The 23,080-nt window shown below is 59.8% G+C and carries 20 protein-coding genes; 11 read left to right on the top strand and 9 right to left on the bottom strand.

Going from position 1 to position 23,080, the window contains the following annotated elements; genetic code table 11:
• The first annotated feature begins 132 nt into the window (after positions 1–132).
• The 9 genes from AWM69_RS14060 to AWM69_RS14020 all read left to right on the top strand — a co-directional run bounded on the left by AWM69_RS14060 (position 133) and on the right by AWM69_RS14020 (position 10,454).
• Complete coding sequence (locus AWM69_RS14060; protein ID WP_218727239.1) at positions 133–1,815, top strand: NAD(P)/FAD-dependent oxidoreductase; 1,683 nt, start codon at positions 133–135, stop codon at positions 1,813–1,815.
• 45 nt (positions 1,816–1,860) lie between these two features.
• Positions 1,861–2,655 carry a carbon-nitrogen hydrolase family protein gene (locus tag AWM69_RS14055; protein WP_218727237.1) on the top strand — a complete coding sequence of 265 codons (795 nt, stop codon included), beginning with the start codon at positions 1,861–1,863 and terminating at the stop codon, positions 2,653–2,655.
• Positions 2,656–2,703: 48 nt separating this feature from the next.
• Positions 2,704–5,142, top strand: a complete 2,439-nt coding sequence (gene pqqF / locus AWM69_RS14050) for a pyrroloquinoline quinone biosynthesis protein PqqF (RefSeq protein ID WP_218727235.1) — start codon at positions 2,704–2,706, stop codon at positions 5,140–5,142.
• Positions 5,143–5,290: 148 nt separating this feature from the next.
• Positions 5,291–5,365: a pyrroloquinoline quinone precursor peptide PqqA gene (gene pqqA, locus AWM69_RS14045; protein ID WP_003444522.1), complete on the top strand. Its 75-nt coding sequence runs from the start codon at positions 5,291–5,293 to the stop codon at positions 5,363–5,365.
• An 85-nt stretch (positions 5,366–5,450) separates the two neighbouring features.
• Positions 5,451–6,362, top strand: coding sequence for a pyrroloquinoline quinone biosynthesis protein PqqB (gene pqqB, locus AWM69_RS14040; protein ID WP_131653335.1), 912 nt, complete (start codon positions 5,451–5,453; stop codon positions 6,360–6,362).
• Positions 6,363–6,490: 128 nt separating this feature from the next.
• A complete protein-coding gene (pqqC, locus tag AWM69_RS14035; protein ID WP_218727234.1) occupies positions 6,491–7,243 on the top strand; it encodes a pyrroloquinoline-quinone synthase PqqC in 753 nt (250 codons plus the stop codon).
• Positions 7,240–7,515, top strand: a complete 276-nt coding sequence (pqqD, locus tag AWM69_RS14030; RefSeq protein WP_048380787.1) for a pyrroloquinoline quinone biosynthesis peptide chaperone PqqD — start codon at positions 7,240–7,242, stop codon at positions 7,513–7,515. The genes pqqC and pqqD overlap by 4 nt, the downstream gene beginning before the upstream one ends.
• Positions 7,516–7,522: 7 nt before the next feature.
• A complete protein-coding gene (pqqE, locus tag AWM69_RS14025) occupies positions 7,523–8,659 on the top strand; it encodes a pyrroloquinoline quinone biosynthesis protein PqqE (protein ID WP_218727284.1) in 1,137 nt (378 codons plus the stop codon).
• Positions 8,625–10,454: a S9 family peptidase gene (locus tag AWM69_RS14020; protein ID WP_218727285.1), complete on the top strand. Its 1,830-nt coding sequence runs from the start codon at positions 8,625–8,627 to the stop codon at positions 10,452–10,454. Before pqqE ends, AWM69_RS14020 begins: the two co-directional genes overlap by 35 nt.
• A 52-nt stretch (positions 10,455–10,506) precedes the next feature.
• Here AWM69_RS14020 and AWM69_RS14015 read toward each other — a convergent pair whose 3' ends face one another.
• Both AWM69_RS14015 and AWM69_RS14010 read right to left on the bottom strand, forming a co-directional pair.
• On the bottom strand, positions 10,507–10,665 hold the full coding sequence (locus AWM69_RS14015) for a YqaE/Pmp3 family membrane protein (RefSeq protein ID WP_010207008.1): 159 nt from the start codon (positions 10,663–10,665) through the stop codon (positions 10,507–10,509).
• A gap of 187 nt (positions 10,666–10,852) precedes the next feature.
• The gene (locus AWM69_RS14010) at positions 10,853–12,133 is read right to left on the bottom strand and encodes an aminotransferase class III-fold pyridoxal phosphate-dependent enzyme (protein WP_218727232.1); all 1,281 of its coding nucleotides are present in this window, start codon (positions 12,131–12,133) and stop codon (positions 10,853–10,855) included.
• 229 nt (positions 12,134–12,362) lie between these two features.
• On the opposite strand from AWM69_RS14010, the gene AWM69_RS14005 reads away from it, so the two are divergent.
• Positions 12,363–13,250 (top strand): LysR family transcriptional regulator, encoded by an 888-nt coding sequence (locus tag AWM69_RS14005; RefSeq protein WP_048380794.1) that lies wholly within the window; start codon positions 12,363–12,365, stop codon positions 13,248–13,250.
• Between the two features lie 289 nt (positions 13,251–13,539).
• On the opposite strand, the gene AWM69_RS14000 is transcribed toward AWM69_RS14005, so the two are convergent.
• The 7 genes from AWM69_RS14000 to bioB form a co-directional block, all read right to left on the bottom strand.
• Positions 13,540–15,318 (bottom strand): acyl-CoA dehydrogenase C-terminal domain-containing protein, encoded by a 1,779-nt coding sequence (locus AWM69_RS14000; RefSeq protein ID WP_131653339.1) that lies wholly within the window; start codon positions 15,316–15,318, stop codon positions 13,540–13,542.
• Positions 15,319–15,612: 294 nt separating this feature from the next.
• Positions 15,613–17,418, bottom strand: a complete 1,806-nt coding sequence (locus AWM69_RS13995; protein ID WP_048380797.1) for a phenylacyl-CoA dehydrogenase — start codon at positions 17,416–17,418, stop codon at positions 15,613–15,615.
• Between the two features lie 260 nt (positions 17,419–17,678).
• Positions 17,679–18,359, bottom strand: a complete 681-nt coding sequence (bioD, locus tag AWM69_RS13990; protein WP_131653340.1) for a dethiobiotin synthase — start codon at positions 18,357–18,359, stop codon at positions 17,679–17,681.
• Positions 18,356–19,168 (bottom strand): malonyl-ACP O-methyltransferase BioC, encoded by an 813-nt coding sequence (gene bioC / locus AWM69_RS13985; protein WP_218727230.1) that lies wholly within the window; start codon positions 19,166–19,168, stop codon positions 18,356–18,358. The genes bioD and bioC overlap by 4 nt, the downstream gene beginning before the upstream one ends.
• On the bottom strand, positions 19,161–19,892 hold the full coding sequence (locus tag AWM69_RS13980) for an alpha/beta fold hydrolase (RefSeq protein ID WP_131653342.1): 732 nt from the start codon (positions 19,890–19,892) through the stop codon (positions 19,161–19,163). The genes bioC and AWM69_RS13980 overlap by 8 nt, the downstream gene beginning before the upstream one ends.
• Positions 19,885–21,057, bottom strand: coding sequence for an 8-amino-7-oxononanoate synthase (gene bioF, locus AWM69_RS13975; protein ID WP_218727229.1), 1,173 nt, complete (start codon positions 21,055–21,057; stop codon positions 19,885–19,887). The genes AWM69_RS13980 and bioF overlap by 8 nt, the downstream gene beginning before the upstream one ends.
• Before the next feature lie 133 nt (positions 21,058–21,190).
• Positions 21,191–22,246 (bottom strand): biotin synthase BioB, encoded by a 1,056-nt coding sequence (gene bioB / locus AWM69_RS13970; protein WP_048380805.1) that lies wholly within the window; start codon positions 22,244–22,246, stop codon positions 21,191–21,193.
• Positions 22,247–22,334: 88 nt separating this feature from the next.
• Between bioB and AWM69_RS13965 the strand changes: the two genes are divergently transcribed.
• Positions 22,335–23,075 (top strand): ComF family protein, encoded by a 741-nt coding sequence (locus AWM69_RS13965; RefSeq protein WP_218727227.1) that lies wholly within the window; start codon positions 22,335–22,337, stop codon positions 23,073–23,075.
• Positions 23,076–23,080: the final 5 nt, after the last annotated feature.

The raw sequence follows: 23,080 nt of genomic DNA, 5'->3' as shown, positions 1-23,080 counted from the left end.
TCGTCATATTGACTAAAATAAAGTCACAACGACGGCAGTTTGTGTCTTATTACCGTCTTCCATGCTCCCTATCATGGTGCCTGCCTTTTCCTATACTCAGCCTTACAGCGCGGGTCACCAGCAAGGTCAGCCATGAACAAGAATAATCGCCACCCCGTCGACGGTAAAAAACCCATCACCATCTTTGGCCCGGATTTTCCGTTTGCCTTCGATGACTGGATCGAGCATCCGTCAGGCCTGGGCAGTATCCCCACGGGCAAACATGGCGCTGAAGTGGCGATTGTCGGGGCCGGGATGGCCGGGATGGTAGCGGCTTATGAGCTGATGAAGCTGGGCCTCAAGCCCGTGGTGTATGAAGCCTCGAAAATGGGCGGACGCCTGCGCTCCCAGGCCTTTGAAGGCACTGAAGGGGTGATCGCCGAGTTGGGCGGCATGCGTTTTCCGGTGTCCTCGACAGCGTTTTACCACTACGTCGACAAACTGGGCCTCGAGACCAGCCCCTTTCCCAATCCGCTGACGCCCGCTTCGGGCAGCACCGTGATCGATCTGGAAGGTCAGACGTTCTACGCTCAAAAACTGTCGGACTTGCCAGCGCTGTTTCAGGAAGTGGCCGACGCCTGGGCCGATGCCCTGGAAGCAGGCTCGCGCTTTGGCGATATTCAACAGGCGATCCGCGATCGCGACGTACCGCGCCTGAAAGAACTGTGGAACACCCTCGTTCCGCTGTGGGACGACCGCACGTTCTATGACTTCGTAGCCACCTCCAAAGCCTTCGCCAAGCTTTCGTTCCAGCACCGTGAAGTGTTTGGGCAGGTTGGATTTGGCACCGGCGGCTGGGACTCGGACTTCCCCAATTCGATGCTCGAGATTTTCCGCGTGGTGATGACCAACTGCGATGATCATCAGCATCTGATCGTGGGCGGTGTCGAACAAGTGCCGCTGGGCATCTGGCGCCATGTCCCTGAGCGTTGCGCTCACTGGCCAGCCGGGACCAGCCTCAGCTCGCTGCACCACGGCGCACCTCGCACCGGGGTCAAAAGTATTTGCCGCGCACCGGACGGGCAATTTTCGGTGACCGATAACCTGGGTGTCACACGCCCTTACGAAGCCGTACTGGTCACCTGCCAAAGCTGGTTGCTGACGACGCAGATCGAGTGCGAAGAGTCGCTGTTCTCGCAAAAAGTGTGGATGGCGCTGGACCGCACGCGCTACATGCAGTCCTCCAAAACCTTTGTCATGGTCGACCGCCCGTTCTGGAAGGACAAAGATCCCGAGACCGGCCGCGACCTGATGAGCATGACCCTCACCGACCGCCTGACCCGTGGTACGTATCTGTTCGATAACGGCGACGACAAACCGGGTGTGATTTGCCTGTCGTACTCGTGGATGAGTGATGCATTGAAAATGCTCCCTCACCCGGTCGAAAAGCGCGTCAAGCTGGCACTCGATTCGCTGAAGAAAATCTACCCCAAAGTCGACATCGCCAGCCGCATCATCGGCGATCCGATCACTATTTCCTGGGAGTCCGACCCGCATTTCCTCGGTGCTTTTAAAGGCGCACTGCCGGGTCACTACCGTTACAACCAGCGGATGTATGCGCACTTCATGCAGCAGGATCTGCCCAGCGAGCAACGCGGGATCTTCATTGCCGGCGATGATGTGTCATGGACACCGGCCTGGGTTGAAGGCGCGGTGCAAACCTCATTGAACGCCGTGTGGGGCATCATGAATCACTTCGGCGGCAAGACGCCTGCCGACAACCCGGGGCCTGGCGATGTGTTCCATGAAATCGGCCCCATCGCGCTGCCGGATTGACCCCGGACTCCGTCTACAGGCTCGGCTAACCACAGGAAGCTCCCCATGCGCGTTGCACTTTATCAATGCCCGCCCTTGCCACTGGATGTGGCCGGTAACCTGCAACGCTTGAAAGCATGGGCGCTGCAGGTACGTGACGTCGATCTGCTGGTGCTCCCGGAAATGTTCCTCAGCGGCTACAACATCGGAGCCCGGGCCGTGGCCGAGCGTGCGCAGCCCCAGGATGGCGATGCCGCACAGCAGATTGCCGAGCTGGCCAAGACCTGCAACATGGCCATCGTCTATGGCTACCCCGAGCGCGGCGAAGACGGGCGCATCTATAACAGTGCTCAATTGATCGACGCCAGGGGCCAGCGCCTGCTCAATTACCGCAAGACCCATCTGTTCGGTGAACTCGATCGCACCATGTTCACGCCCGGGCCCGATGCATTTCCTGTGGTTGAGCTCAATGGCTGGAAGCTCGGTTTGCTGATCTGCTACGACCTCGAGTTCCCGGAAAACGCCCGCCGACTGGCCTTGGCCGGTGCCGAGCTGATCGTGGTGCCCACCGCCAATATGACGCCTTACGACTTCATCGCCGACGTCACCGTGCGCAGCCGGGCCTTTGAGAACCAGTGCTACGTGGCCTATGCCAACTACTGCGCAAATGAAGGTGACATTCATTATTGTGGGCAAAGCAGTATCGCCGCGCCCAATGGCCAGCAAATAGCCCTCGCGCAACACGAGCCCGGCCTGATTGTCGCGACCCTGGAACACGCGCAGCTGGCTGCCGCCAAGGCGGGGAATACGTACCTTGCCGACCGCCGTCCCGAACTTTACCGTGAGCTGAGCAAGCGCTGATTACCCGTAATCCGCTAGCATATGGGCTTCTCTGCTCCGGAAGTGCCCATGCCTGCGCTGAACCACCCTCACACCCAACGCTTGACCCTTGAAAACGGTCTGACTCTATCAGTGCGCCATGTGCCACGGCTCAAGCGTTGCGCGGCTGTTTTGCGGGTCGCCGCCGGCAGCCATGACGTGCCTGCGGCCTGGCCGGGCCTGGCACATTTTCTGGAGCACCTGCTGTTCCTGGGGACCGAGCGCTTCCCGGCCCCGGACAACTTGATGGCTTACGTGCAACGTCACGGCGGCCAGGTGAATGCCCGGACCAGCGAGCGGCATACCGATTTCTTTTTTGAACTGCCGCCCACGGCGTTTGAAGGCGGCGTTGAGCGCCTGTGCGATATGCTCGCGCATCCACGCATGAATCTGGATGAGCAGTTACGCGAACGTGAAGTGCTGCACGCCGAGTTCATTGCCTGGGCTCGCGAACCCGCGGCGCAGCGTGAGATCAAACTGTTTCAACCCCTGAACCCGGCCCACCCGCTCCGTGCATTTCACGCCGGTAACCGTTACAGCCTGCCCGTGCCGCGCGCGAGCTTTCAGCAGGCACTGAGCGGTTTCTACCAGCAGTTTTATCACGCTGGGCAGATGAGCCTGAGCCTGGCGGGGCCACAGACCGCGAACGATCTCAAAGCCTTGGCACAACGCTGTGGTGCTCAGTTGCGCCCCGACCAGAGCGTGCCACAGCTTGACCCGCCTACGCTAATGACGGACGCGGAGCACGCATACCTGCATCTCGACGGTCAATGGTTGAGCGTGATGGTTGCGTGCGAAGAGTTACCTCCCGGCGCTCCCGAGGCCCTGGATTTCCTGTGCCACTGGATCAATGCCGATAAGCCGGGCGGGCTCATCGCTCATCTGCGCCAGCAACACCGGGTCGACACCCTCAAAGCCGTACCGCTGTATCAATTCAAGGCGCAGGCACTGCTGCAGATTGAATTCAGCGCAACCGCCGACATCGCTCAACACGCCACACAGATCCATGAGGCGCTCGCTGACTGGCTGGCCTTTTTCAATGCGCAAGACTGGTCAGCCCTGCGCGATGAATACCTATTGCTGCAACAACGTCGCCAGGACGTCAGTGGTGCGCTGGAACTCGCCCGCCGTGATTGTGAACAACAATCGCCGGAGCTGACGGAGCACGGTGTGATAGCGCTTAAAGCGCTGCTGGAGCAGCTGCAACCCGCCTCGACATGGCAACAGGCTTGGCAACTGCCAACGCCAAACCCCTTCCTGCGCGCCGCGAAAGAACCGCTCAGTGCGGGCCTGATTCGCGGTCAGACCAGTGCTCACCGGGGCTTGCGCACGTTTGCGCAGGATCGTTTGCGCAACCGCCGAGACCTGTCCGCCATGAGCTTCAGCACTGCGCTGCCCAGCCACAGCGGTGAAGCAGCGATCTATCTGCGTTGGCAGTTGGCGGTTAACCCCGCCGCCGAGGTGCTGCCACAACTGCAAAGTCAGCTGCGCTCACTTCAGCACGATGCACGTCAGGCCGGCGTCGAGTTGTCGTTCAGCGCCGCGGGCCAGGACTGGCTGCTGAACCTGCAGGGCTTCCACGAGCCGATGCCGGCGATTCTGGAGCAGGCACTGCGTACGCTCGGCGCGGCGGCTGCCGAGCCGCGGGTCAGCAGCCCCCCGGCCATACCGTTAATACCTATTCGCCAACTGCTCAAGCGTTTGCCGGATATGTGCCAGCCTTGTGCCGAGCTCTCCGTTGGCGACCTGGAGCACTGCTGGGCCTCTGCTCGCTGGGACGGTTTGGCCGTCGGCCTGCCCGCCGCCACGCAGGCCTTGATCACACCGGTGCTGAGCAAAGTCCCCGGAACCCCGGATGCGCACCTGGCGCAGCCCCGCGAACACACTGCACGGCATCACTGGCACACCGAAGCCTGCGGCTCCAACGAACAGGCCGTGCTGGTGTTTTGCCCCGTACCGCAAACGGATATCGCTGACGAAGCGGCCTGGCGCCTGATCGCTCACGTGGCGCAAACCCCGTTTTACCAAAAACTGCGTGTCGAGCAGCAACTGGGTTACGCCGTATTCAGCGGGTTGCGTCAATGCCACGGGCAAACAGGCCTGCTGTTCGGCGTGCAATCGCCTCACGCCTCTACGTCTGAAATCTTTGAACACATCCGAACCTTCATTCGCGCCCTGCCGAATTTAATGACAGCACTCGATGAAAAATCTTTTGCAGAAGCCCGAGCAGCCTTGGCCCAACAGTTCTCGATCGAAGCATTGAGCGTGGCCCGGGGCAGTGAACTGTTGTGGCATGCAAAGCTCGCAGGCCATCCGTCGGATTACCTGAAGACCCTCTATACCGCGCTTATGGAGCTGGATACAGGCACTACACTGAACGCTGCGCAGCGGATCAATCAGGATGAATGCAGCTGGCTGTGCTTGGCGACAGATCCAGAACCTGAATCGTTTATTCAAGGAAGAAGCTGATCGTTACCAACCATGTAATGAGCTTTCTTTATCTTGAGGCGTTCACACGCAGACAAATTTAGTAAGATAGCCACCTAAGCATTTGAACAACTCCTACGGGAGCTGGACTAAATTACTACACCCACCCTACCGCTGAAGGAGTCAACTCATGGCTTGGACTAAACCGGCTTACACCGATTTGCGCATTGGCTTTGAAGTTACCATGTACTTCGCAAGCCGTTGATCTGCGACGTTTCTGAGCAGAGCAACCCAACGCCTCGGTTCGCCGGGGCGTTTTTATTTTCAGATTTGCAAGAGAACAGCCTCCCATGTTCGTCCAGATTCTAGGTTCCGCCGCCGGCGGCGGTTTCCCGCAGTGGAACTGTAACTGCGTCAACTGCGCGGGTTTTCGCGAGGGTAGCCTGCGCGCCACCGCACGCACCCAGTCCTCGATTGCGATTTCCGATGATGGCGTGAACTGGGTTCTGTGCAACACGTCACCCGATATCCGCGCCCAACTCCAAGGCTTTGCGCCGATGCAGCCGGGCCGCGCCCTGCGTGATACCGGGATCAGCGCCATCATCTTGATGGACAGTCAGATCGATCACACCACCGGTTTGCTCAGCTTGCGCGAGGGCTGCCCGCACGAAGTGTGGTGCACCGACATGGTCCATGAAGATTTGAGCACCGGCTTCCCGCTGTTCACCATGCTCAAGCACTGGAATGGCGGTTTGAACTGGAACCGTATCGAACTGCAAGGCACGTTTACCATCCCGGCCTGCCCCAACCTGCGTTTCAGCCCGCTGCCTTTGCGCAGTGCCGCGCCCCCCTATTCGCCACACCGTTTCGACCCGCACCCGGGCGACAACATTGGCCTGATCGTTGAAGACCTGCGCACCGGCGGCAAACTGTTCTATGCCCCGGGCCTGGGCAAAGTCGATGCCCCTTTGCTGGAAATCATGGCCGGCAGCGACTGCCTGCTGGTAGACGGCACGATGTGGGACGACGACGAGATGCAACGCCGTGGCGTCGGCACCCGCACCGGTCGCGAAATGGGCCACCTGGCGCAAAACGGCCCGGGCGGCATGCTTGAAGTGCTGGAACAATTGCCCGAGCAGCGCAAGGTGCTGATCCATATCAACAACACCAACCCGATCCTCGACGAAGACTCTGCCGAGCGCGCCGAACTGGTTCGCCGGGGCGTTGAAGTGGCTTTTGACGGCATGAGTATCGAGCTGTAAATCTCGCATAAACCCTGTAGGAGCGAGTTTGCTCGCGATTCAGACAACTCGGTGCATCTGTGACACCGAAGCGATCCGATCGCGAGCTTGTTCGCTCCTGCAGGAGAATCATCTTCTGGAGGCATTGCATGACCCAAGCCCCTCTCTCCACCGCCGAATTCGAAGCAGCCCTGCGCGCCAAAGGTGCGTACTACCACATCTACCATCCGTATCAGGTAGCCATGTATGAGGGTCGCGCCACCCGCGAGCAGATTCAAGGCTGGGTCGCCAACCGCTTCTACTATCAGGTGAACATTCCCCTGAAAGACGCAGCGATCCTGGCCAATTGTCCGGACCGCGAAGTCCGTCGCGAATGGATCCAGCGCCTGCTCGACCACGATGGTGCGCCGGGAGAGGATGGCGGCATCGAGGCCTGGCTACGCCTTGGCCAGGCCGTTGGCCTGGACCCGGATCAGTTGCGCTCTCAAGAGCTGGTGGTGCCCGGCGTACGTTTTGCGGTCGATGCCTACGTCAACTTCGCCCGCCGCGCCAGTTGGGAAGAAGCGGCCAGCAGCTCGCTGACCGAAATGTTCGCGCCGCAAATCCACCAGTCGCGCCTCGACAGCTGGCCGCAGCATTACCCGTGGATCGATCCCGCCGGGTATGAGTATTTCCGCACTCGCCTGGGCCAGGCCCGACGCGACGTGGAACATGGGCTGGCGATTACGTTGCAGCACTACACGACCTATGAAGGCCAGCAGCGCATGCTGGAAATTCTCCAGTTCAAACTGGACATCCTTTGGAGCATGCTCGATGCCATGACCATGGCGTATGAGCTGGATCGTCCGCCCTATCACAGCGTGACCGACCAACGGGTCTGGCACAAAGGAATCACCCTATGAGCTTCGATCGCAGCAAAATTCCGACCTGGCGCCCTGGCTACCGCTTTCAATACGAGCCCGCGCAAAAAGGCCATGTGCTGCTGTATCCCGAAGGCATGATCAAACTCAATGACAGCGCCGCCTTGATCGGAGGTCTGATCGACGGCCAACGCGATGTTGACGCTATCATTGGTGAACTGGACAAACAGTTCCCCGGCGTACCCGAGCTCGGCGCTGACATCGAGCAATTTATGGAGGTCGCTCGTGCAGAGCACTGGATCGAACTTGCCTGACAGCCTGATGCCCTTACCGCCCAAGCCAGAGGTCGGCCTGCCACTGTGGCTGCTGGCCGAGCTGACTTATCGCTGCCCGTTGCAATGCCCGTACTGCTCCAACCCGCTGGACTTCGCCCAGCAAGGCAAAGAGTTGAGTACCGAGCAGTGGATCAAGGTGTTTCGCGAAGCGCGGGAGATGGGCGCGGCACAGCTGGGGTTCTCCGGTGGTGAACCGCTGGTGCGTCAGGACCTGGCTGAACTGATTGCCGAGGCACGCAAGCTGGGCTTCTACACCAACCTGATTACTTCGGGCATCGGCCTGACCGAGCAGAAGATCAGCGACTTCAAAAAAGCCGGGCTGGACCACATCCAGATCAGCTTCCAGGCCAGCGATGAGCAGGTGAACAACCTCCTGGCAGGCTCGAAAAAAGCCTTCGCGCAAAAGCTTGAAATGGCCCGGGCCGTGAAAGCCCACGGGTATCCGATGGTGCTGAACTTCGTCACCCATCGGCACAACATCGACAAGATCGACCGCATCATCGAGCTGTGCATCGCCCTTGAAGCCGACTTCGTCGAACTCGCCACATGCCAGTTTTACGGGTGGGCCCAGCTCAACCGTGTCGGGCTGTTGCCGACCAAGGAACAACTGGTACGCGCCGAACGCATCACCAACGAATACCGGGCCAAGCTTGAGGCCGAAGGTCATCCCTGCAAGCTGATTTTCGTGACGCCGGACTATTATGAAGAGCGCCCGAAAGCCTGCATGAACGGTTGGGGCAGCATCTTTTTGACCGTCACCCCGGACGGTACTGCCCTGCCGTGCCATGGCGCCCGGCAAATGCCGATCGCCTTTCCCAACGTGTGCGATCACAGCATGCAGCACATCTGGTATGAGTCATTCGGCTTCAACCGTTTTCGCGGTTACGACTGGATGCCTGAGCCTTGTCGCTCATGTGACGAGAAAGAAAAGGACTTCGGCGGCTGCCGCTGCCAGGCCTTTATGCTCACTGGCGATGCCAGCAACGCCGACCCGGTGTGCAGCAAGTCAGCGCAACACGACGTGATCCTCAAGGCGCGCGAAGAAGCCGAGCATGCCACTCAAACCATCGAACAACTGGCCTTCCGAAATGATCGAAACTCCCGACTCATCGCTAAAGGCTGAACCATTCAGCGCCGCCCTCGCGGTGGCCGCCGGGGTAGACTTCGCCGAGCTGCGGACCAGCGCTCTTGGGCTGTTCTGGAATGAATACCGCCCCTCAGACGCCGCCTGCCGTATCTGGCACTGGCGCAACGGCCAGGCCTGTTGCCTGACACCGACTGGCTTCAGCGTGCGTAGCCGGGTTTACGAGTATGGGGGCGGGGCCTTTTGCCTGAGCGACGACGCGGTCGTGTTCGTTAACGAGTCCGATCAACAGCTGTACCTGCAACCGCTGGATGGCAGTACCCCGCACGCCCTGACCCACGGCAACTGCCGTTATGGCGACGTGAACCATGCGCAAGGGCAGGTGCTGGCCATTGAAGAGAACGCCGATCAACATCGACTGATCAGCCTCAACCTGAGCTCACGTGAGCGCCAGGTGCTGGCCGAAGGGGCTGATTTCTATACCGCCCCCTGCCTCAGCCCAAACGCCCAACGCCTAGCCTGGATTGAATGGAGCCGGCCGCACCAACCGTGGACGTCCACCCGCCTGATGCTCGCTGAGCGCCGGAGCGATGGCGGCTGGCACTCCGCACGCTGCGTTGCCGGAGACAACCGGGAAGAGTCGCTGCAACAACCCCGCTTCGATGCACACAATCGTCTGTACTGCCTGACCGACCGCGCGGGTTTCTGGCAACCCTGGGTCGAATCAGCCGAAGGTCTGGAGCCTGTGCCGAGCGCCGCTGCCGATCATGCCCCGGCTCCCTGGCAATCCGGCGGCTGCACCTGGCTGCCTCTGGAAGGCCACGCGTATCTGGCCAGCTGGACCGTAGAGGGTTTCGGCCGCTTGGGCATCCGCCATGCTGATGGTACCCAAGAAGACCTGACGGGCAATTACAGCCGCTTCCGCAGCCTGGCGCTGGATGACGCGTTTATCTATGCCATCGTCGCGTCGCCGGTCAGCCCGTCGGCGGTGATCCGTATTCGCCGCAGCGATCAACAGGTCGAGGTGCTGGCCGGTGGCATCGCGCCGCTGCCGCCCGAGCAGATCAGCCGCCCGCAGACTCTGCGCTACCCCTCGGGCAATGGCGAAGCACACGGTTTTTTCTACCCCTCGATGCACAATGAGGTCAAACCGCCCTTGGTGGTGTTTATCCACGGCGGCCCGACCTCCGCCTGTTACCCGATGCTCGACCCGCGCATTCAGTACTGGACCCAGCGCGGGTTTGCCGTGGCCGACCTTAACTACCGCGGCAGCACGGGCTATGGCCGTGATTATCGTCAGGCCCTGCATTTGCAATGGGGGGTCGTGGATGTCGAAGACGCATGTGCGGTCGTCAGCTACCTCGCCGAACAGGGGCTGATCGACGGTCAAAACGCATTTATTCGCGGCGGCAGCGCAGGCGGCTACACCACGTTATGCGCCCTGGCATTCCAGGATGTGTTCCGCGCGGGCGCCAGCCTGTACGGCGTCAGCGATCCGGTGGCCCTGGCCCGGGCCACCCACAAGTTTGAAGGCGACTACCTGGACTGGCTCATCGGTGATCCCGAGCGCGACGCCGAGCGTTATGCCGCCCGCACCCCGGTGCTGCATGCCAGTCAGATCCACGTCCCGGTGATTTTCTTCCAGGGCGAGCTGGATGCGGTCGTAGTCCCCCAGCAGACCCGGGACATGCTCAAGGCCTTGCAGGACAACGGCATCCCGGCCAGGGCTTATTACTATCCCGACGAGCGCCACGGTTTTCGCAAGGCCAGTAATCAGGCACATGCCCTGGAGCAGGAATGGTTGTTTTATCGCGAGGTGATGGCTGCTCGATAGGCGCTGCGCAGGCGGCGCCTACCGGCGTTATTCATCGCTCAGCAGAGGGGCGTTAACGTTTAGCAATGATGTAGACCGCGTGGATGATCCCCGGGAAATAACCGCACAAGGTCAGCAGAATGTTCAACCAGAATGCCCCCGCGAAACCCACTTGCAAGAACACCCCCAGCGGTGGAAGCAGGATGGCGATGATGATTCGAATAATGTCCATCAAGTAACTCCCCAATTAAAAGTGGGCTTAATCAAGCCCTACGATCAATCGACTCCGCCGGCGTGCAGAAGGTTCAGTCCGCACGTTTTCTCCAGGCAAAAAAACGCCCCGTGCCGAACGAAACAGGCACAGGGCGACGCGTTATACCGCGAGACGGTTCTTTAAATTCTGTATACGGCGACGAGGTTCAGACGGCGACTCCACGACGGCACTGCAACTGCGCAGTACGAACCCGGGCAAACGCACGGGCCAGACGCAGCAGCATCTCATCGATGTTGCCTTTGCTGACGCACAGCGCCGGTGTGAAACGTAAACAATCAGGCTGTGGCGCGCTGAGCAACAAGCCTTCATACCGTGCAGCCTTGACCACCTCTTCCGCCGATTTATCCGACAAGGTCAGGCCCCAAAACAACCCTTGGCCACGCAGTTCACCGTGAGCATAACGATTGGCCAGCCGGCTCAGCCCTTCACCCAGGTATTGGCCGGCGTCCCGCACCTGCTGCAAAAAACCTTTTTCCAGCAGCGTCGCGAGCACGGCACCGCCAGCCGCTGTCATCAAGGCGTTGCCATGATGGGTACCGCCCAGCTCACCCGGTTCCAGGCAACAGGCTTTGCCGCGTGCCAGCAACGCGGCCAGGGGGACACCGCCGCCCAAGCCTTTGCCCAACGTGATGATGTCGGCGCGAACGCCGTAGTTCTGCTCAGCCAGCAAGGTGCCGCAACGGCCCATGCCGGTCTGGACCTCATCCAGAATGAGCAGGATTCCCAACTCACGACACAACCGCTCCACACCCTTGAGATAGTGTTCCGTTGCCGGAATCACACCCGCATCGCTCTGCACGGGCTCCAGCATGATGGCCACGGTTTGCGCATCGACTGCCGCGTGCAATGCTGGCAAGTCGTTAAACGGCACATTGATGAATCCCGGCATTTGCGGTTCGAAGCGATTGTCAAAAGTGCCGCTTCCCGAAGCCGACATCGCCCCAAAACTGCGACCGTGACAGCTGTGGGTCGCGGTGATGATCCGATGCGCTCCGCCACGATGCAGCTGGCCCCACTTACGCGCCAGCTTGATCGCACCTTCGTTGGCTTCAGCGCCGGTGTTCAGAAAATGCACCTGGTCGCTTGCGGTGCTTTCACACAAACGCTCGGCCAGATCCAGCATTGCCCGGTTATAAAAGCCCGCGCCCGGATTCACCAACGACTGCGCCTGCTCGGCCATCGCCTTGATCAGCACGGCCGGGCTATGCCCCAGGCTATTCACAGCCCCACCCTGGGTGAAGTCCAGATAGGCACGGCTGTCGCTGTCCCACATCCACGAACCCTGACCGCGTACAAACACCTGCTCCGCACGCTCGACGCCAGGCATCAGGCATTCGCGGGGATGGCGACTGGGCACCGAGGGAGCGGATGGCGCAGCCAGCTCATCCAGATGGGTAGGGGGGCGACGCAGGTTAAACAGGTTCATGCACGCGGACCTTGTGACCATAAACAGCTTCTATTTGCAATGGACAGGTTCCAGCCAGAGGGGCTGAATCCAGGGCAGGTTGTGTTGCCTTTCCTATGCAAATCACCTCAAAAATAACGCTATTCATCTGCAACCAGGGCTCTATGGCCCCTGTGGAATGGGCGTAGACTAGGCGCGTCCGGCGCTTTGAGCCATTTCGTTTTTTAAGCATTTTCGATAAGTAATACTTATGGATTTTAAACAACTGCGTTATTTCGTCGCGGTGTATGAAGAAGGCCATGTCGGCCGTGCCGCGGAACGTCTCTCCATCTCGCAACCGGCGCTGTCACAGCAGATTCGTCACCTTGAACATAACCTCGACGTGCGTCTGTTCGAGCGCAGCAGTAAGCGCCTGCTGCCCACCCTGGCCGCTCACACCTTGTACAACCACGCGCTGCCGCTGCTCGACGGCTTGCAGCGGGCGAAAGAAGCCCTGCGCAATTTCCAGGGCCAGGCGTTACGAACCATTGCCATTGGTGTGCTGCAAACTGTCCACACCAGTCTGGTGCCACAAATGCTGGAGCGGGTACGTCAGGCCCAGCCGCATCTGGTGGTACAAATCTACGAACTGACCGGGCTGGAGATCGAACGACGCTTGCTCAATGGCTCGCTCGACATCGGCATCAGCTATCTGCCGCCACGGCAGCCGGGTCTGCATGGCTTGCCGTTATATGAAGACGAGCTGCAACTGGTGATCCCGGCCGATCATCCCTTGCGGGAATTCAAAAAAGTTTCTTTGAGTCAGGCCGCCGAGCTGCCGATGTTGTTGCTGGGGGAGGAGTTTCAGGTCCGGCAAATCTGGCAAACCCAGCTCGCCAGCCTGGGACGCCGCCCGCAGGTTCAGGCTGAGCTCAATACCATGGCCGGGATTCTCGACAGTTTGCCCCATAGCAAGCTGTCCACCGTGCTGCCTGGACGTTCTCGGCATGAGCACGATAATCCGGCACTGCTCTGGAAGCCCCTGAGTGAACCGAGGGTGCCGCTCAAAGTGGGATTGGTGTGTCGCGATGTGCAGCGCCAGCAGGCCACATTGGAGCTGCTGCGTACGTTGCTTGAGGATGTGAAGAACCCGATGTAACCCTTGCTTGTGCAGGAGCCGAACGATGGCCTCTAAGGGTTTGGGCTGTCAGGGAGTGATAATTTTCAGACGCAGAAAAAAGAAAACCCCGCCTAGGCGGGGTTTTGCAGACTGTTTCCCTGACATCCTTTTCACTCCGCCTTCCTGGCAGAATCCTACGTGTCCGTGTTGTTGCTTTGAGCTTCCTGCTCTACGTCCATGTGAAGTAGATTAACCGTGGATCCAATCTGGCGATATGGGCGAATGTCGCTGCGTAATGTAAGCAAATGCTTACAAACGACTCAACACATTAAAAATGTGCTTCATCCAGCAAGTAAAGCGACTCGCTGCCGGCTTTTACCGAGGCACTCAATGAGTGAATACGGGGCAGCAAACGTGCGAAATAGAAGCGTGCCGTTCCCAGCTTGCTGGCGTAGAACGCTTCGTCCGCGTCTTTTCCCAGCGCCGCACGCGCCATCAGTGCCCACATGTACGCATACGTCGTGTAACCAAAAACCTGGAGATACTCGACCGAAGCTGCGCCGATTTCATTCGGGTTATTCTTTGACTGTTCCAGAACCCAGGCCGTCAACTGGTCAAGTGTGTCCAGAGCCTCGGCCAACGGTTGTGTGAACTCATTCAAGTCACTGTGCGCCGAGGCAATGAAGCCGCGAATTTCGTCAGCCAGCAAACGGTAGTACGCCCCCTGATTCGCTACGATCTTGCGGCCCACCAGATCCAGCGCCTGAATGCCATTGGTGCCTTCGTAAATCTGGGTGATGCGCACATCGCGTACCAGTTGCTCCTGGCCCCACTCCCGAATGTAGCCATGACCACCAAACACTTGCTGGCCATGTACGGTGGTTTCAAGCCCGAGGTCTGTCATAAAGGCCTTGGCCACAGGGGTCAGCAAAGCTACCAGGCCATCGGCACGTTCACGGGCTGTCGGATCGTCACTGAACTTGGCGATGTCCAGCTGGTTCGCCACGTAGGTCGAAAAGGCCCGACCGCCTTCGTTGCACGCTTTCATGGTCAACAGCATGCGACGTACGTCTGCGTGCACGATGATCGGGTCCGCCGCTTTGTCCTTGGCCTGAGCACCGGTTGCAGCACGCCCCTGCAACCGGTCGCGAGCGTATTCAATAGCGTTCTGATACGAGCGCTCGCCCGAGGCCAGGCCCTGGATACCTACCCCGAGGCGCTCGTAATTCATCATGGTGAACATCGCGGCCAGACCCCGGTTGGGCTCACCAACCAGATACCCGACCGCTTCATCGAAATTCATCACGCAGGTGGCTGAAGCCTGGATCCCCATCTTGTGCTCGATCGATCCGCAGCTCACCGGGTTACGCTCACCCAGGCTGCCATCGGCATTGACCATGAACTTGGGCACCAGGAACAGCGAAATGCCTTTGGGCCCCGCGGGGGCATCCGGCAGCTTGGCCAGTACCAGGTGGATAATGTTTTCGGTCAGGTCGTGCTCACCGCCGGTAATGAAAATCTTGGTGCCACTGATTTTGTACGCGCCATCGGCCTGAGGCTCGGCCCGGGTCCGAATGATACCCAGGTCGGTGCCGGCGTGAGGCTCGGTCAAACACATGGAACCGGCCCACACGCCGGCGTACATGTTCGGCAGGTAAATGGCTTTCAGCTCATCGCTGGCGTGGGCATTGATCGACACACAGGCCCCGGCAGTCAGCATCGGGTACAAGCCGAAGGACAGGCTGGAGGAGTTGATCATTTCTTCGACCTGGGCCGACACCGCTTTGGGCATGCCCATGCCGCCGAACTCAGGATCGCCGCCAACACCGACCCAGCCGCCTTCGGCGTAGGTCTGGTAGGCCTCGACAAAACCGGCTGGCGTGGAGACAGCACCGTTGTCCCAATGGCAGCCTTCTTCATCGCCGCTGCGGCTCAACGGAGCAATGCTTTTAGCGGTTACTTTGCCCGCTTCTTCAAGAATGGCTTCAACCGTTTCGGCGTCTACAGTTTCAGCCAATGCAGGTAATTGCGCCCAAAGTGTGGCGACCTCAAATACTTCATTGAGGACGAAGCGCATATCGCGCAGGGGCGCTTTGTAATCAGCCATGGCAAACCTCGTAATCTCTAAACGGTGAAGCCCTGATGGGCCGTTGAATACAGGGGCAGTCTAGCCCAACAACGAATGCGATACATAGGGTCATGCCGTGACCATAAAGACACAAAAGGTCACGGTCTATAGGGGCGAGCTTGCTCGCGATAACCTCTCCCCGGTGACCCGGATATACCGAGTGGGTTGCATCGCGAGCAACCCTGCGCCTACAGAGAATCAATGCGCGGCCACAACCAAAAAAGCCGCTTCACCCAAGGGGAGAAGCGGCTTTTAAAGGTGACTCACCGAGACTTAGTAGCCCAGGTCGAAGTCTTCTTCTTTCATGTCCATCAGGTTGCTGGCACCCGAGAGCATGGTCACTACGTGAGAACGCGTACGCGGCAAGATCCGCTGGAAGTAAAAGCGCGCAGTTTGCAGCTTGGCTTTGTAGAACGCCTCTTCCGACGTGCCGGCTGCCAGCTTCTCAGCTGCCAGACGGGCCATGTCAGCCCAGAAGTACGCCAGGCAGGCATAACCGGAATACATCAGGTAGTCGACCGAAGCCGCCCCCACTTCTTCACGGTCCTTCATGGCCGCCATGCCGACCTTCATGGTCAGCTCGCCCCATTCTTTGTTCAGCGCCGCCAACGGTGTGACGAACTCCTGAACGGCTTCGTTGCCTTCGTTGGTCTGACAGAACTTGTGCACGATCTTGGTAAAGCCTTTCAGGGCTTCGCCTTGGGTCATCAACACTTTGCGGCCCAGCAGGTCGAGTGCCTGAATACCGGTGGTGCCTTCGTACAACATCGAAATACGGCTGTCGCGAACGTTCTGCTCCATGCCCCACTCAGCGATAAAGCCGTGACCGCCGTAGATTTGCACGCCGTGGTTGGCGGATTCAAACCCGACTTCCGTCATAAAGGCTTTGGCAATCGGCGTCATGAAGGCCAGCAGTGCGTCAGCCTTTTTCTTCTCGTCTTCATCAACGCCGTATTTCACGATGTCGACTTGCTTGGCGGTGAAGTAAACCATCGCCCGGTTGCCCTCGGCGAAAGCCTTGGTGGTCAACAGCATGCGACGTACGTCAGGGTGAACAATGATCGGGTCAGCTGCTTTTTCAGGCGCTTTAGGGCCGGTCAGCGAACGCATTTGCAGGCGGTCACGGGCGTATTTCAAGCCACCCTGGAAAGCGATTTCAGCGTGGGACAGACCCTGCAGCGCGGTGCCCAGGCGTGCAGTGTTCATAAAGGTGAACATGCAGTTCAGGCCTTTGTTCGCCGGGCCGATCAAGAAACCGGTAGCGCCGTCGAAGTTCATCACGCAGGTCGCGTTACCGTGGATACCCATTTTGTGCTCAAGGGAGCCGCAGGAAACCGCGTTGCGCTCGCCGAGCACACCCTCTGCCTTCGGCAGGAACTTGGGCACGATGAACAGCGAAATACCTTTGGTACCGGCCGGTGCATCCGGCAGGCGGGCCAGTACGATGTGGACGATGTTCTCGGCCATGTCGTGTTCACCGGCCGAGATGAAGATCTTGGTGCCCGAGATTTTGTACGAACCGTCCGCTTGCGGCTCGGCCTTGGTCCGCAACATGCCCAGGTCGGTACCGCAATGCGATTCGGTCAGGCACATGGTGCCGGTCCATTCGCCGGTAACCAGTTTGGTCAGGTAGGTGTCTTGCTGCTCGGGGGTGCCGTGCTCGGAGATAGTGTTCATCGCGCCATGCGACAGGCCGGGGTACATGCCCCATGACCAGTTGGCTGCGCCGACCATTTCACTGACCGCCAGGCCCAGGGATTCTGGCAGGCCCTGTCCACCGTGTTCGATGTCATGGGCCAGGCTCGGCCAGCCGCCTTCAACGAATTGTTGGTAGGCTTCTTTGAAGCCGGTCGGCGTTTTAACCCCGGATTCGCTCCAGGTGCAGCCTTCGATGTCACCCACGCGGTTCAGCGGTGCCAGCACCTGCTCACAAAACTTGGCGCCTTCTTCAAGAATGGCATCGACCATATCTGGAGTAGCGTCCTGGCAAGCCGGCAGGCTCTGATAGTGCGCTTCGTAACCGAGCAGTTCGTCACGAACGAAGCGAATATCACGCAAGGGGGCCTTGTAGTCAGGCATAGCGATAAACCTCTGCTGATGAATCCGGGGATGAACAACCGCGTGGATTTGTTATAGCGGTCAAACAGTTGTTTGAAACATACGTTTACGCCCTTTTATTGTCAAGCAGTGCAATGCCTCCGTTCGTCCCATGCCGGGCACATACCTGCAGACACGAGCATGCTCGCGATACAGGCACCGTGGTCTGTCAGGCAGACCAGCGGTGAGGCAATCGCGAGCAAGCTCACTGTTAAAAAGTCAGGACTGAGGTGTAACGACGGTTAATCCAGCAAATCCAGCTGCAGGTATTCGGCCACCGATTGTGCCGACGCTGTCTTGAGTTTTGGCACACGGCCCAGGCAGGGAGCCGGGAGACGTTCGGCCAGGGTGGCGAGGTTTTCTTCGAGACGTGAGGTTTTCGGGCCAATGATGTTGGCCACCCAGCCCGCTAATTGCAGACCATCCCGCGCAATGGCCTCGGCGGTCAACAAGGCGTGGCTGATACAGCCCAGACGCACACCCACCACGAGAATCACGGGCAGATCCAGCGCCTGTGCGAGGTCCGACAGACTGTCCTGCCCGGACAACGGCACACGCCACCCCCCGGCACCTTCAATCAGGGTGAAATCCGCTCGCCGGTCCAGTACAGACCGCATCGGGTCCAGCAATGAGCGCACCGTAAGCACCACCCCGGCTTCCCGCGCTGCAATATGCGGGGCGATCGCCGGCTCGAATGCCACAGGGTTCACTTCGTCATAGGTCAGTGTGATCGACGATTCAGCCATCAACGCCAGTGCATCGGCATTGCGCAGGCCTTCGGCAGTCATTTCGCAGCCCGACGCCACCGGCTTTCCCGCGGCCGTGCTCAACCCGGCTTCGCGGGCCGCATAGAGCAATCCGGCGGCAATGGTGGTTTTACCCACGTCAGTGTCAGTGCCTGTAATGAAGTACGCAGGACTCATCGCGTTTTCTCCAAAATGCCATAGACCACCTGATACGTCGCCGGTAGCCCTTGTGGCTGACGAAACTGCTCATAGGCACTCAACAACCCTTGAAGCCGGGCCCTGCCGGTCAGTCCTTCAGGGCGACCCGGATTCAGGTTGTGCGCGCCCAGCGCCTTGAGTTCATGGGTCAGTTGCCGTACCTGCGGGTAGTGCAGCACATGCGGCTGGTTCTGCAAGCTCACAACCTGTAAAGCGCTGCCTGCACACAGCTGCCGATAGGTTTCGAGCTCACGAAAGCGGTTCACGTGAACCTGACCATCGACCGCCTGCCAGCTCTCGCGCAGTTCGTACAAGGTGCCCACGCACAAACTGGCAAACGCCAGCACACCGCCCGGCCTGAGCACACGCCGGGCCTCGCTGAGCACCGCGCTGAAGTCCGCGCACCACTGCAGCGCCAGGCTGGAGAAAATCACATCGCAACTGTTGGCCTGCAACGGCAGGTTTTCAGCATCGCCGGCCACAAAATGCTGCGCCCCACCCAACGGCCGGGCAAACGCCAGCATGCCTTGGGCGATGTCCAGCGCCAGCCCTTCACTGCCCGCAAAACGCTCACCCAGCACCCGGCTGAAATACCCCGTGCCGCTGCCCAGGTCCAACCAGCGCTGCGGCTGGATGCCTGCCGGCAAACGGGCGATCAACTGATGGCCAACCGCACGTTGCAGTTCGGCCACACTGTCATAACTGACGGCGGCACGAGAAAACGAATCGGCCACCTGACGCTTGTCCGGCAAGTGGCCGGCCAATGTTGCAACACTCAAATCAGTCATCACCCAACTCATGTAAAAAAGCCTGGATGGCGGCCGCCAGTTCGTGGGGCGCTTCCAGTAAAAAAGCATGACAGGCCTGTTCAATCAGACCCACTTCAACATCGGGCAAAAGGGTCAATACGTCAGTGGCAGCCTGTACCGGCACCAGTGCATCGAGACCGGCAAACAGGTGCAGTTGCGGCCCGCTGAATGCCTGCAAGGCACGTCGTGTATCCAGCTTGCCCAGCAGGTCGAGACCCGCGAGCAAGGTGTCCGGTTCGGCCTTTGGTGCCCCGCCCAGCAGCAGACCGGCCAGCGATCGGGGCTCGGATGCGCCTTGGCTGCACAACAGGCAAAAACGCTTCAAGGTGGTGTTGGGGGCATCGCGAAAGTTGTTGAGGAACGCCTCAAAGGTGACGGTCGGCATCGCACTTGGCCAATCGCTGCGACTGACGAAGCTCACGTTGCTGCCCAGCGTCACGAGCCCGCAGCAACGATCTCCCCGACGTGCCGCCAATTCGCTGGCAAGCATCCCGCCCAGCGACCAGCCACCGAGCCAGACGTTGTCGGGCAGGCTGGCGTCAAGTTCGTCGAGCCAGTCGTCCAGCGCTGCCGAAAGCAGCACCGGCAAAGGTTCGATTTCGACTCGCAAATGCTCGTCCAAACCACTCAAGGCCGCCGCCAGGGGTTCCAGCGGCGATACTCCCAAGCCCCAGCCGGGCAGCAAAATCAAACGATCACGCATGGTCGGGCTCCAGCTCACGCCAGCAATCTTCAAGTGCATTTAACAATAGCTGCACCTGCGCCTCGGTGTGAGCAGCCGACAAGGTCACACGCAAACGTGCGCTACCGGCAGGCACGGTCGGCGGGCGGATGGCCGTCACCAGCAGCCCGCGCTCGCGCAGGCGCCGCGACAGCTGCATGGCTCGGCCGCTATCACCCACCATGATCGGCTGAATCGGCGTGAAGCTGTCCATCAGTTGCAAACCGATCTGCTCCGCGCCATGGCGAAACTGGCGAATCAAGCGGTTCAAGTGCTCGCGACGCCAGTGTTCAGTGCGCAACAGCTCAAGGCTTTTCAAGGTCGCACAGGCCAGAGCTGGCGGTTGGCTGGTGGTATAGATGTAAGGCCGGGCGAACTGGATCAGGCTTTCGATCAGCTCTTCGCTGCCGGCGACAAAAGCGCCGCTGGTGCCGAACGCTTTGCCGAGCGTGCCGACCAGTACCGGCACATCGTCCGCGCTTAAGCCGAAGTGCTCGACAATCCCGCCACCCGTGGCGCCCAGCGGCCCGAAGCCATGGGCGTCATCGACCATCAGCCACGCGCCTTTGGCTCTGGCTTCACGGGCCAGCGCAGGCAAATCGGCCAGATCGCCGTCCATGCTGAACACGCCATCGGTTACCACCAGCGTATGACCGCAGGCTTTTTCCAGGCGCTTGGCCAGACTGGTTGCGTCGTTGTGCAGGTAGCGATTGAAACGCGCACCGCTCAACAGGCCCGCATCGAGCAACGAAGCATGGTTGAGACGGTCTTCGAGCACCGTGTCGCCCTGCCCCACCAATGCCGTGACAGCCCCGAGGTTGGCCATATAGCCATTGCTGAACAGCAACGCACGCGGGCGTCCGGTGAACTCGGCCAGGGCTTCTTCCAGCGCATGGTGCGGAACGCTGTGGCCGATGACCAGGTGCGATGCTCCGCCGCCAACGCCCCAGCGCGAGGCCCCGGCCTGCCAGGCTTCGATCACCTGAGGATGATTGGCGAGCCCCAGGTAGTCGTTGTTACAAAAGGCCAGCAAGGGCTGACCGTCCACCACCACTTCAGGCCCTTGCGGGCTCTCAAGCAGAGGGCGCTGGCGGTACAAATTGTCGGCCCGACGCGCGGCCAGACGAGTGCTCAGGTCAAAAGACATGCTGGCAATAATCCTTGTAGCCGCTGCCGAAGGCTGCGATGAGCAGCGAAACGACCCCGGCCCGGCTATGAAAAGCGAACGCCACGCGGGCCTTGTCGCAGCCTGCGGCAGCGGCTACAGGCCTGCGTCTGGTTTAAACCGCAGCGTTGTAGAACTGTTCGCCGGATTTCTGATCCATCAGCGCATGCTCAATGGCCGCCTGGTGCACTTCGTCAGCGTGATCCTCACGCGCTTCGGGCAGGATGCCCAGGCGGCTGAACAACTGCATGTCCTTGTCGGCCTGAGGGTTGGCGGTGGTCAGCAACTTCTCGCCATAGAAAATCGAGTTGGCCCCGGCAAAAAACGCCAGCGCCTGCATTTGCTCGTTCATGGCTTCACGCCCGGCCGACAGTCGCACATGGCTCTGCGGCATCATGATCCGCGCCACTGCCAACATGCGAATGAAGTCGAATGGATCGATGTCCTTGGCGTTTTCCAACGGCGTGCCGGCCACTTTCACCAGCATGTTGATGGGCACCGACTCAGGGTGCTCCGGCAGGTTGGCCAGTTGAATCAGCAGATTGGCGCGGTCATCCAGTGACTCGCCCATGCCCAGAATCCCGCCGGAACAGATTTTCATCCCGCTGTCGCGCACATAGCTCAGGGTTTCCAGACGCTCGCTGTAAGTGCGCGTGGTGATGATGCTGGTGTAGAAGTCCGGCGAGGTGTCGAGGTTGTGGTTGTAGTAATCAAGACCGGCATGGGCCAGCGCAGCGGTTTGCTCCTGATCGAGTTTGCCCAGGGTCATGCAGGTTTCCAGGCCGAGGGCCTTGACCCCTTTCACCATCTCCAGCACGTAAGGCATGTCCTTGGCGGACGGATGCTTCCAGGCGGCACCCATGCAGAACCGGGTGGAGCCAATCGCCTTGGCGCGCGCGGCTTCTTCCAGCACGGCCTGTACTTGCATCAGCTTCTCTTTGGCCAGGCCGGTGTTGTAGTGACCCGACTGCGGACAATATTTGCAATCTTCCGGGCAGGCGCCGGTCTTGATCGAAAGCAAGGTCGAGACCTGCACCCGATTGGCATCGAAATGCGCGCGGTGAACGGTTTGCGCCTGGAATAACAGGTCATTGAACGGTTGGACGAATAACGCTCGGACTTCGGCTAAAGACCAATCATGTCGCAAGTTGGCAAGGCTGCTGGCGCTCATCGGCGTATCTCTTGTTTATGCTTTGACTTGAACCTGAAGCAAACGCCCCAGGTACGGCACGGATGCTCGGCATGTTTAAGGATGAACGATGAACTGTCAACCACAATGGATAAGGTCGGTTTACATCTGGTTATTAAATAACCATTCGTGCTTGTTGTGCGATGAATCAACCGATGGCGGGCTGCCCATGTGCACACCTTGCGAACTTGAGCTGCCGTGGCTGGGCGACAGTTGCCAGCGTTGCGCCTTGCCGCTGCCCATGGCGGGACTGACGTGTGGTCACTGCATCAGGCAACCACCCGCCTTTGAGGCTGTGCATGCGCCTTGGGCCTACAGCTTTCCCGTAGACAGCCTGATCATCCGTTTCAAGCACAACCGCAAATGGCCCTTTGGTCGATTGTTAGCCGAACTTCTAAGTCAATCGCTGCTCGATAGCTTCAACTCCGGCACCCCTCGACCCGATGCCCTGTTGCCCGTGCCCCTGTCTACCGGGCGTCTGCGCAAACGCGGTTTCAACCAGGCGGCAATGCTCGCTCACTGGCTCAGCCCGCTCGTGAGCATCCCTTGCCATGAACATTGGCTGCTGCGCACTCAGGACACCCCGGCGCAACAGGCGCTGGATGCCAAAACCCGCAAGCGCAATTTGCTCCAGGCCTTCGCCCTCGCGCCCGGGGTGCAGGTGAACGGCCTGCACCTGGCGCTGGTGGATGACGTACTGACCACCGGTGCCACCGCTGAAAGCCTGGCCCGCCTGCTGATCAAGGCCGGTGCGCGCCGGGTCGACGTGTATTGCCTGGCCCGCACCCCCAAACCTGATGGGCCGCCTTGACGTCA

The sequence above is a fragment of the Pseudomonas sp. D1HM genome, from assembly GCF_019266105.1.
Classification (GTDB): domain Bacteria; phylum Pseudomonadota; class Gammaproteobacteria; order Pseudomonadales; family Pseudomonadaceae; genus Aquipseudomonas; species Aquipseudomonas taetrolens.
Note: the sequence above shows the minus strand (reverse complement) of the source record. Positions and strands in the feature narration are given on the sequence as shown.

Bases quoted from the DNA above. Each gene is read 5' to 3' on its own strand.
- AWM69_RS14060 (WP_218727239.1), top strand. From the start codon at position 133: ATGAACAAGAATAATCGCCACCCCGTCGACGGTAAAAAACCCATCACC.
- AWM69_RS14055 (WP_218727237.1), top strand. From the start codon at position 1,861: ATGCGCGTTGCACTTTATCAATGCCCGCCCTTGCCACTGGATGTGGCC.
- pqqF (WP_218727235.1), top strand. From the start codon at position 2,704: ATGCCTGCGCTGAACCACCCTCACACCCAACGCTTGACCCTTGAAAAC.
- pqqB (WP_131653335.1), top strand. From the start codon at position 5,451: ATGTTCGTCCAGATTCTAGGTTCCGCCGCCGGCGGCGGTTTCCCGCAG.
- pqqC (WP_218727234.1), top strand. From the start codon at position 6,491: ATGACCCAAGCCCCTCTCTCCACCGCCGAATTCGAAGCAGCCCTGCGC.
- pqqD (WP_048380787.1), top strand. From the start codon at position 7,240: ATGAGCTTCGATCGCAGCAAAATTCCGACCTGGCGCCCTGGCTACCGC.
- pqqE (WP_218727284.1), top strand. From the start codon at position 7,523: ATGCCCTTACCGCCCAAGCCAGAGGTCGGCCTGCCACTGTGGCTGCTG.
- AWM69_RS14020 (WP_218727285.1), top strand. From the start codon at position 8,625: ATGATCGAAACTCCCGACTCATCGCTAAAGGCTGAACCATTCAGCGCC.
- AWM69_RS14015 (WP_010207008.1), bottom strand. From the start codon at position 10,665: ATGGACATTATTCGAATCATCATCGCCATCCTGCTTCCACCGCTGGGG.
- AWM69_RS14010 (WP_218727232.1), bottom strand. From the start codon at position 12,133: ATGAACCTGTTTAACCTGCGTCGCCCCCCTACCCATCTGGATGAGCTG.
- AWM69_RS14005 (WP_048380794.1), top strand. From the start codon at position 12,363: ATGGATTTTAAACAACTGCGTTATTTCGTCGCGGTGTATGAAGAAGGC.
- AWM69_RS14000 (WP_131653339.1), bottom strand. From the start codon at position 15,318: ATGGCTGATTACAAAGCGCCCCTGCGCGATATGCGCTTCGTCCTCAAT.
- AWM69_RS13995 (WP_048380797.1), bottom strand. From the start codon at position 17,418: ATGCCTGACTACAAGGCCCCCTTGCGTGATATTCGCTTCGTTCGTGAC.
- bioD (WP_131653340.1), bottom strand. From the start codon at position 18,359: ATGAGTCCTGCGTACTTCATTACAGGCACTGACACTGACGTGGGTAAA.
- bioC (WP_218727230.1), bottom strand. From the start codon at position 19,168: ATGACTGATTTGAGTGTTGCAACATTGGCCGGCCACTTGCCGGACAAG.
- AWM69_RS13980 (WP_131653342.1), bottom strand. From the start codon at position 19,892: ATGCGTGATCGTTTGATTTTGCTGCCCGGCTGGGGCTTGGGAGTATCG.
- bioF (WP_218727229.1), bottom strand. From the start codon at position 21,057: ATGTCTTTTGACCTGAGCACTCGTCTGGCCGCGCGTCGGGCCGACAAT.
- bioB (WP_048380805.1), bottom strand. From the start codon at position 22,246: ATGAGCGCCAGCAGCCTTGCCAACTTGCGACATGATTGGTCTTTAGCC.
- AWM69_RS13965 (WP_218727227.1), top strand. From the start codon at position 22,335: ATGAACTGTCAACCACAATGGATAAGGTCGGTTTACATCTGGTTATTA.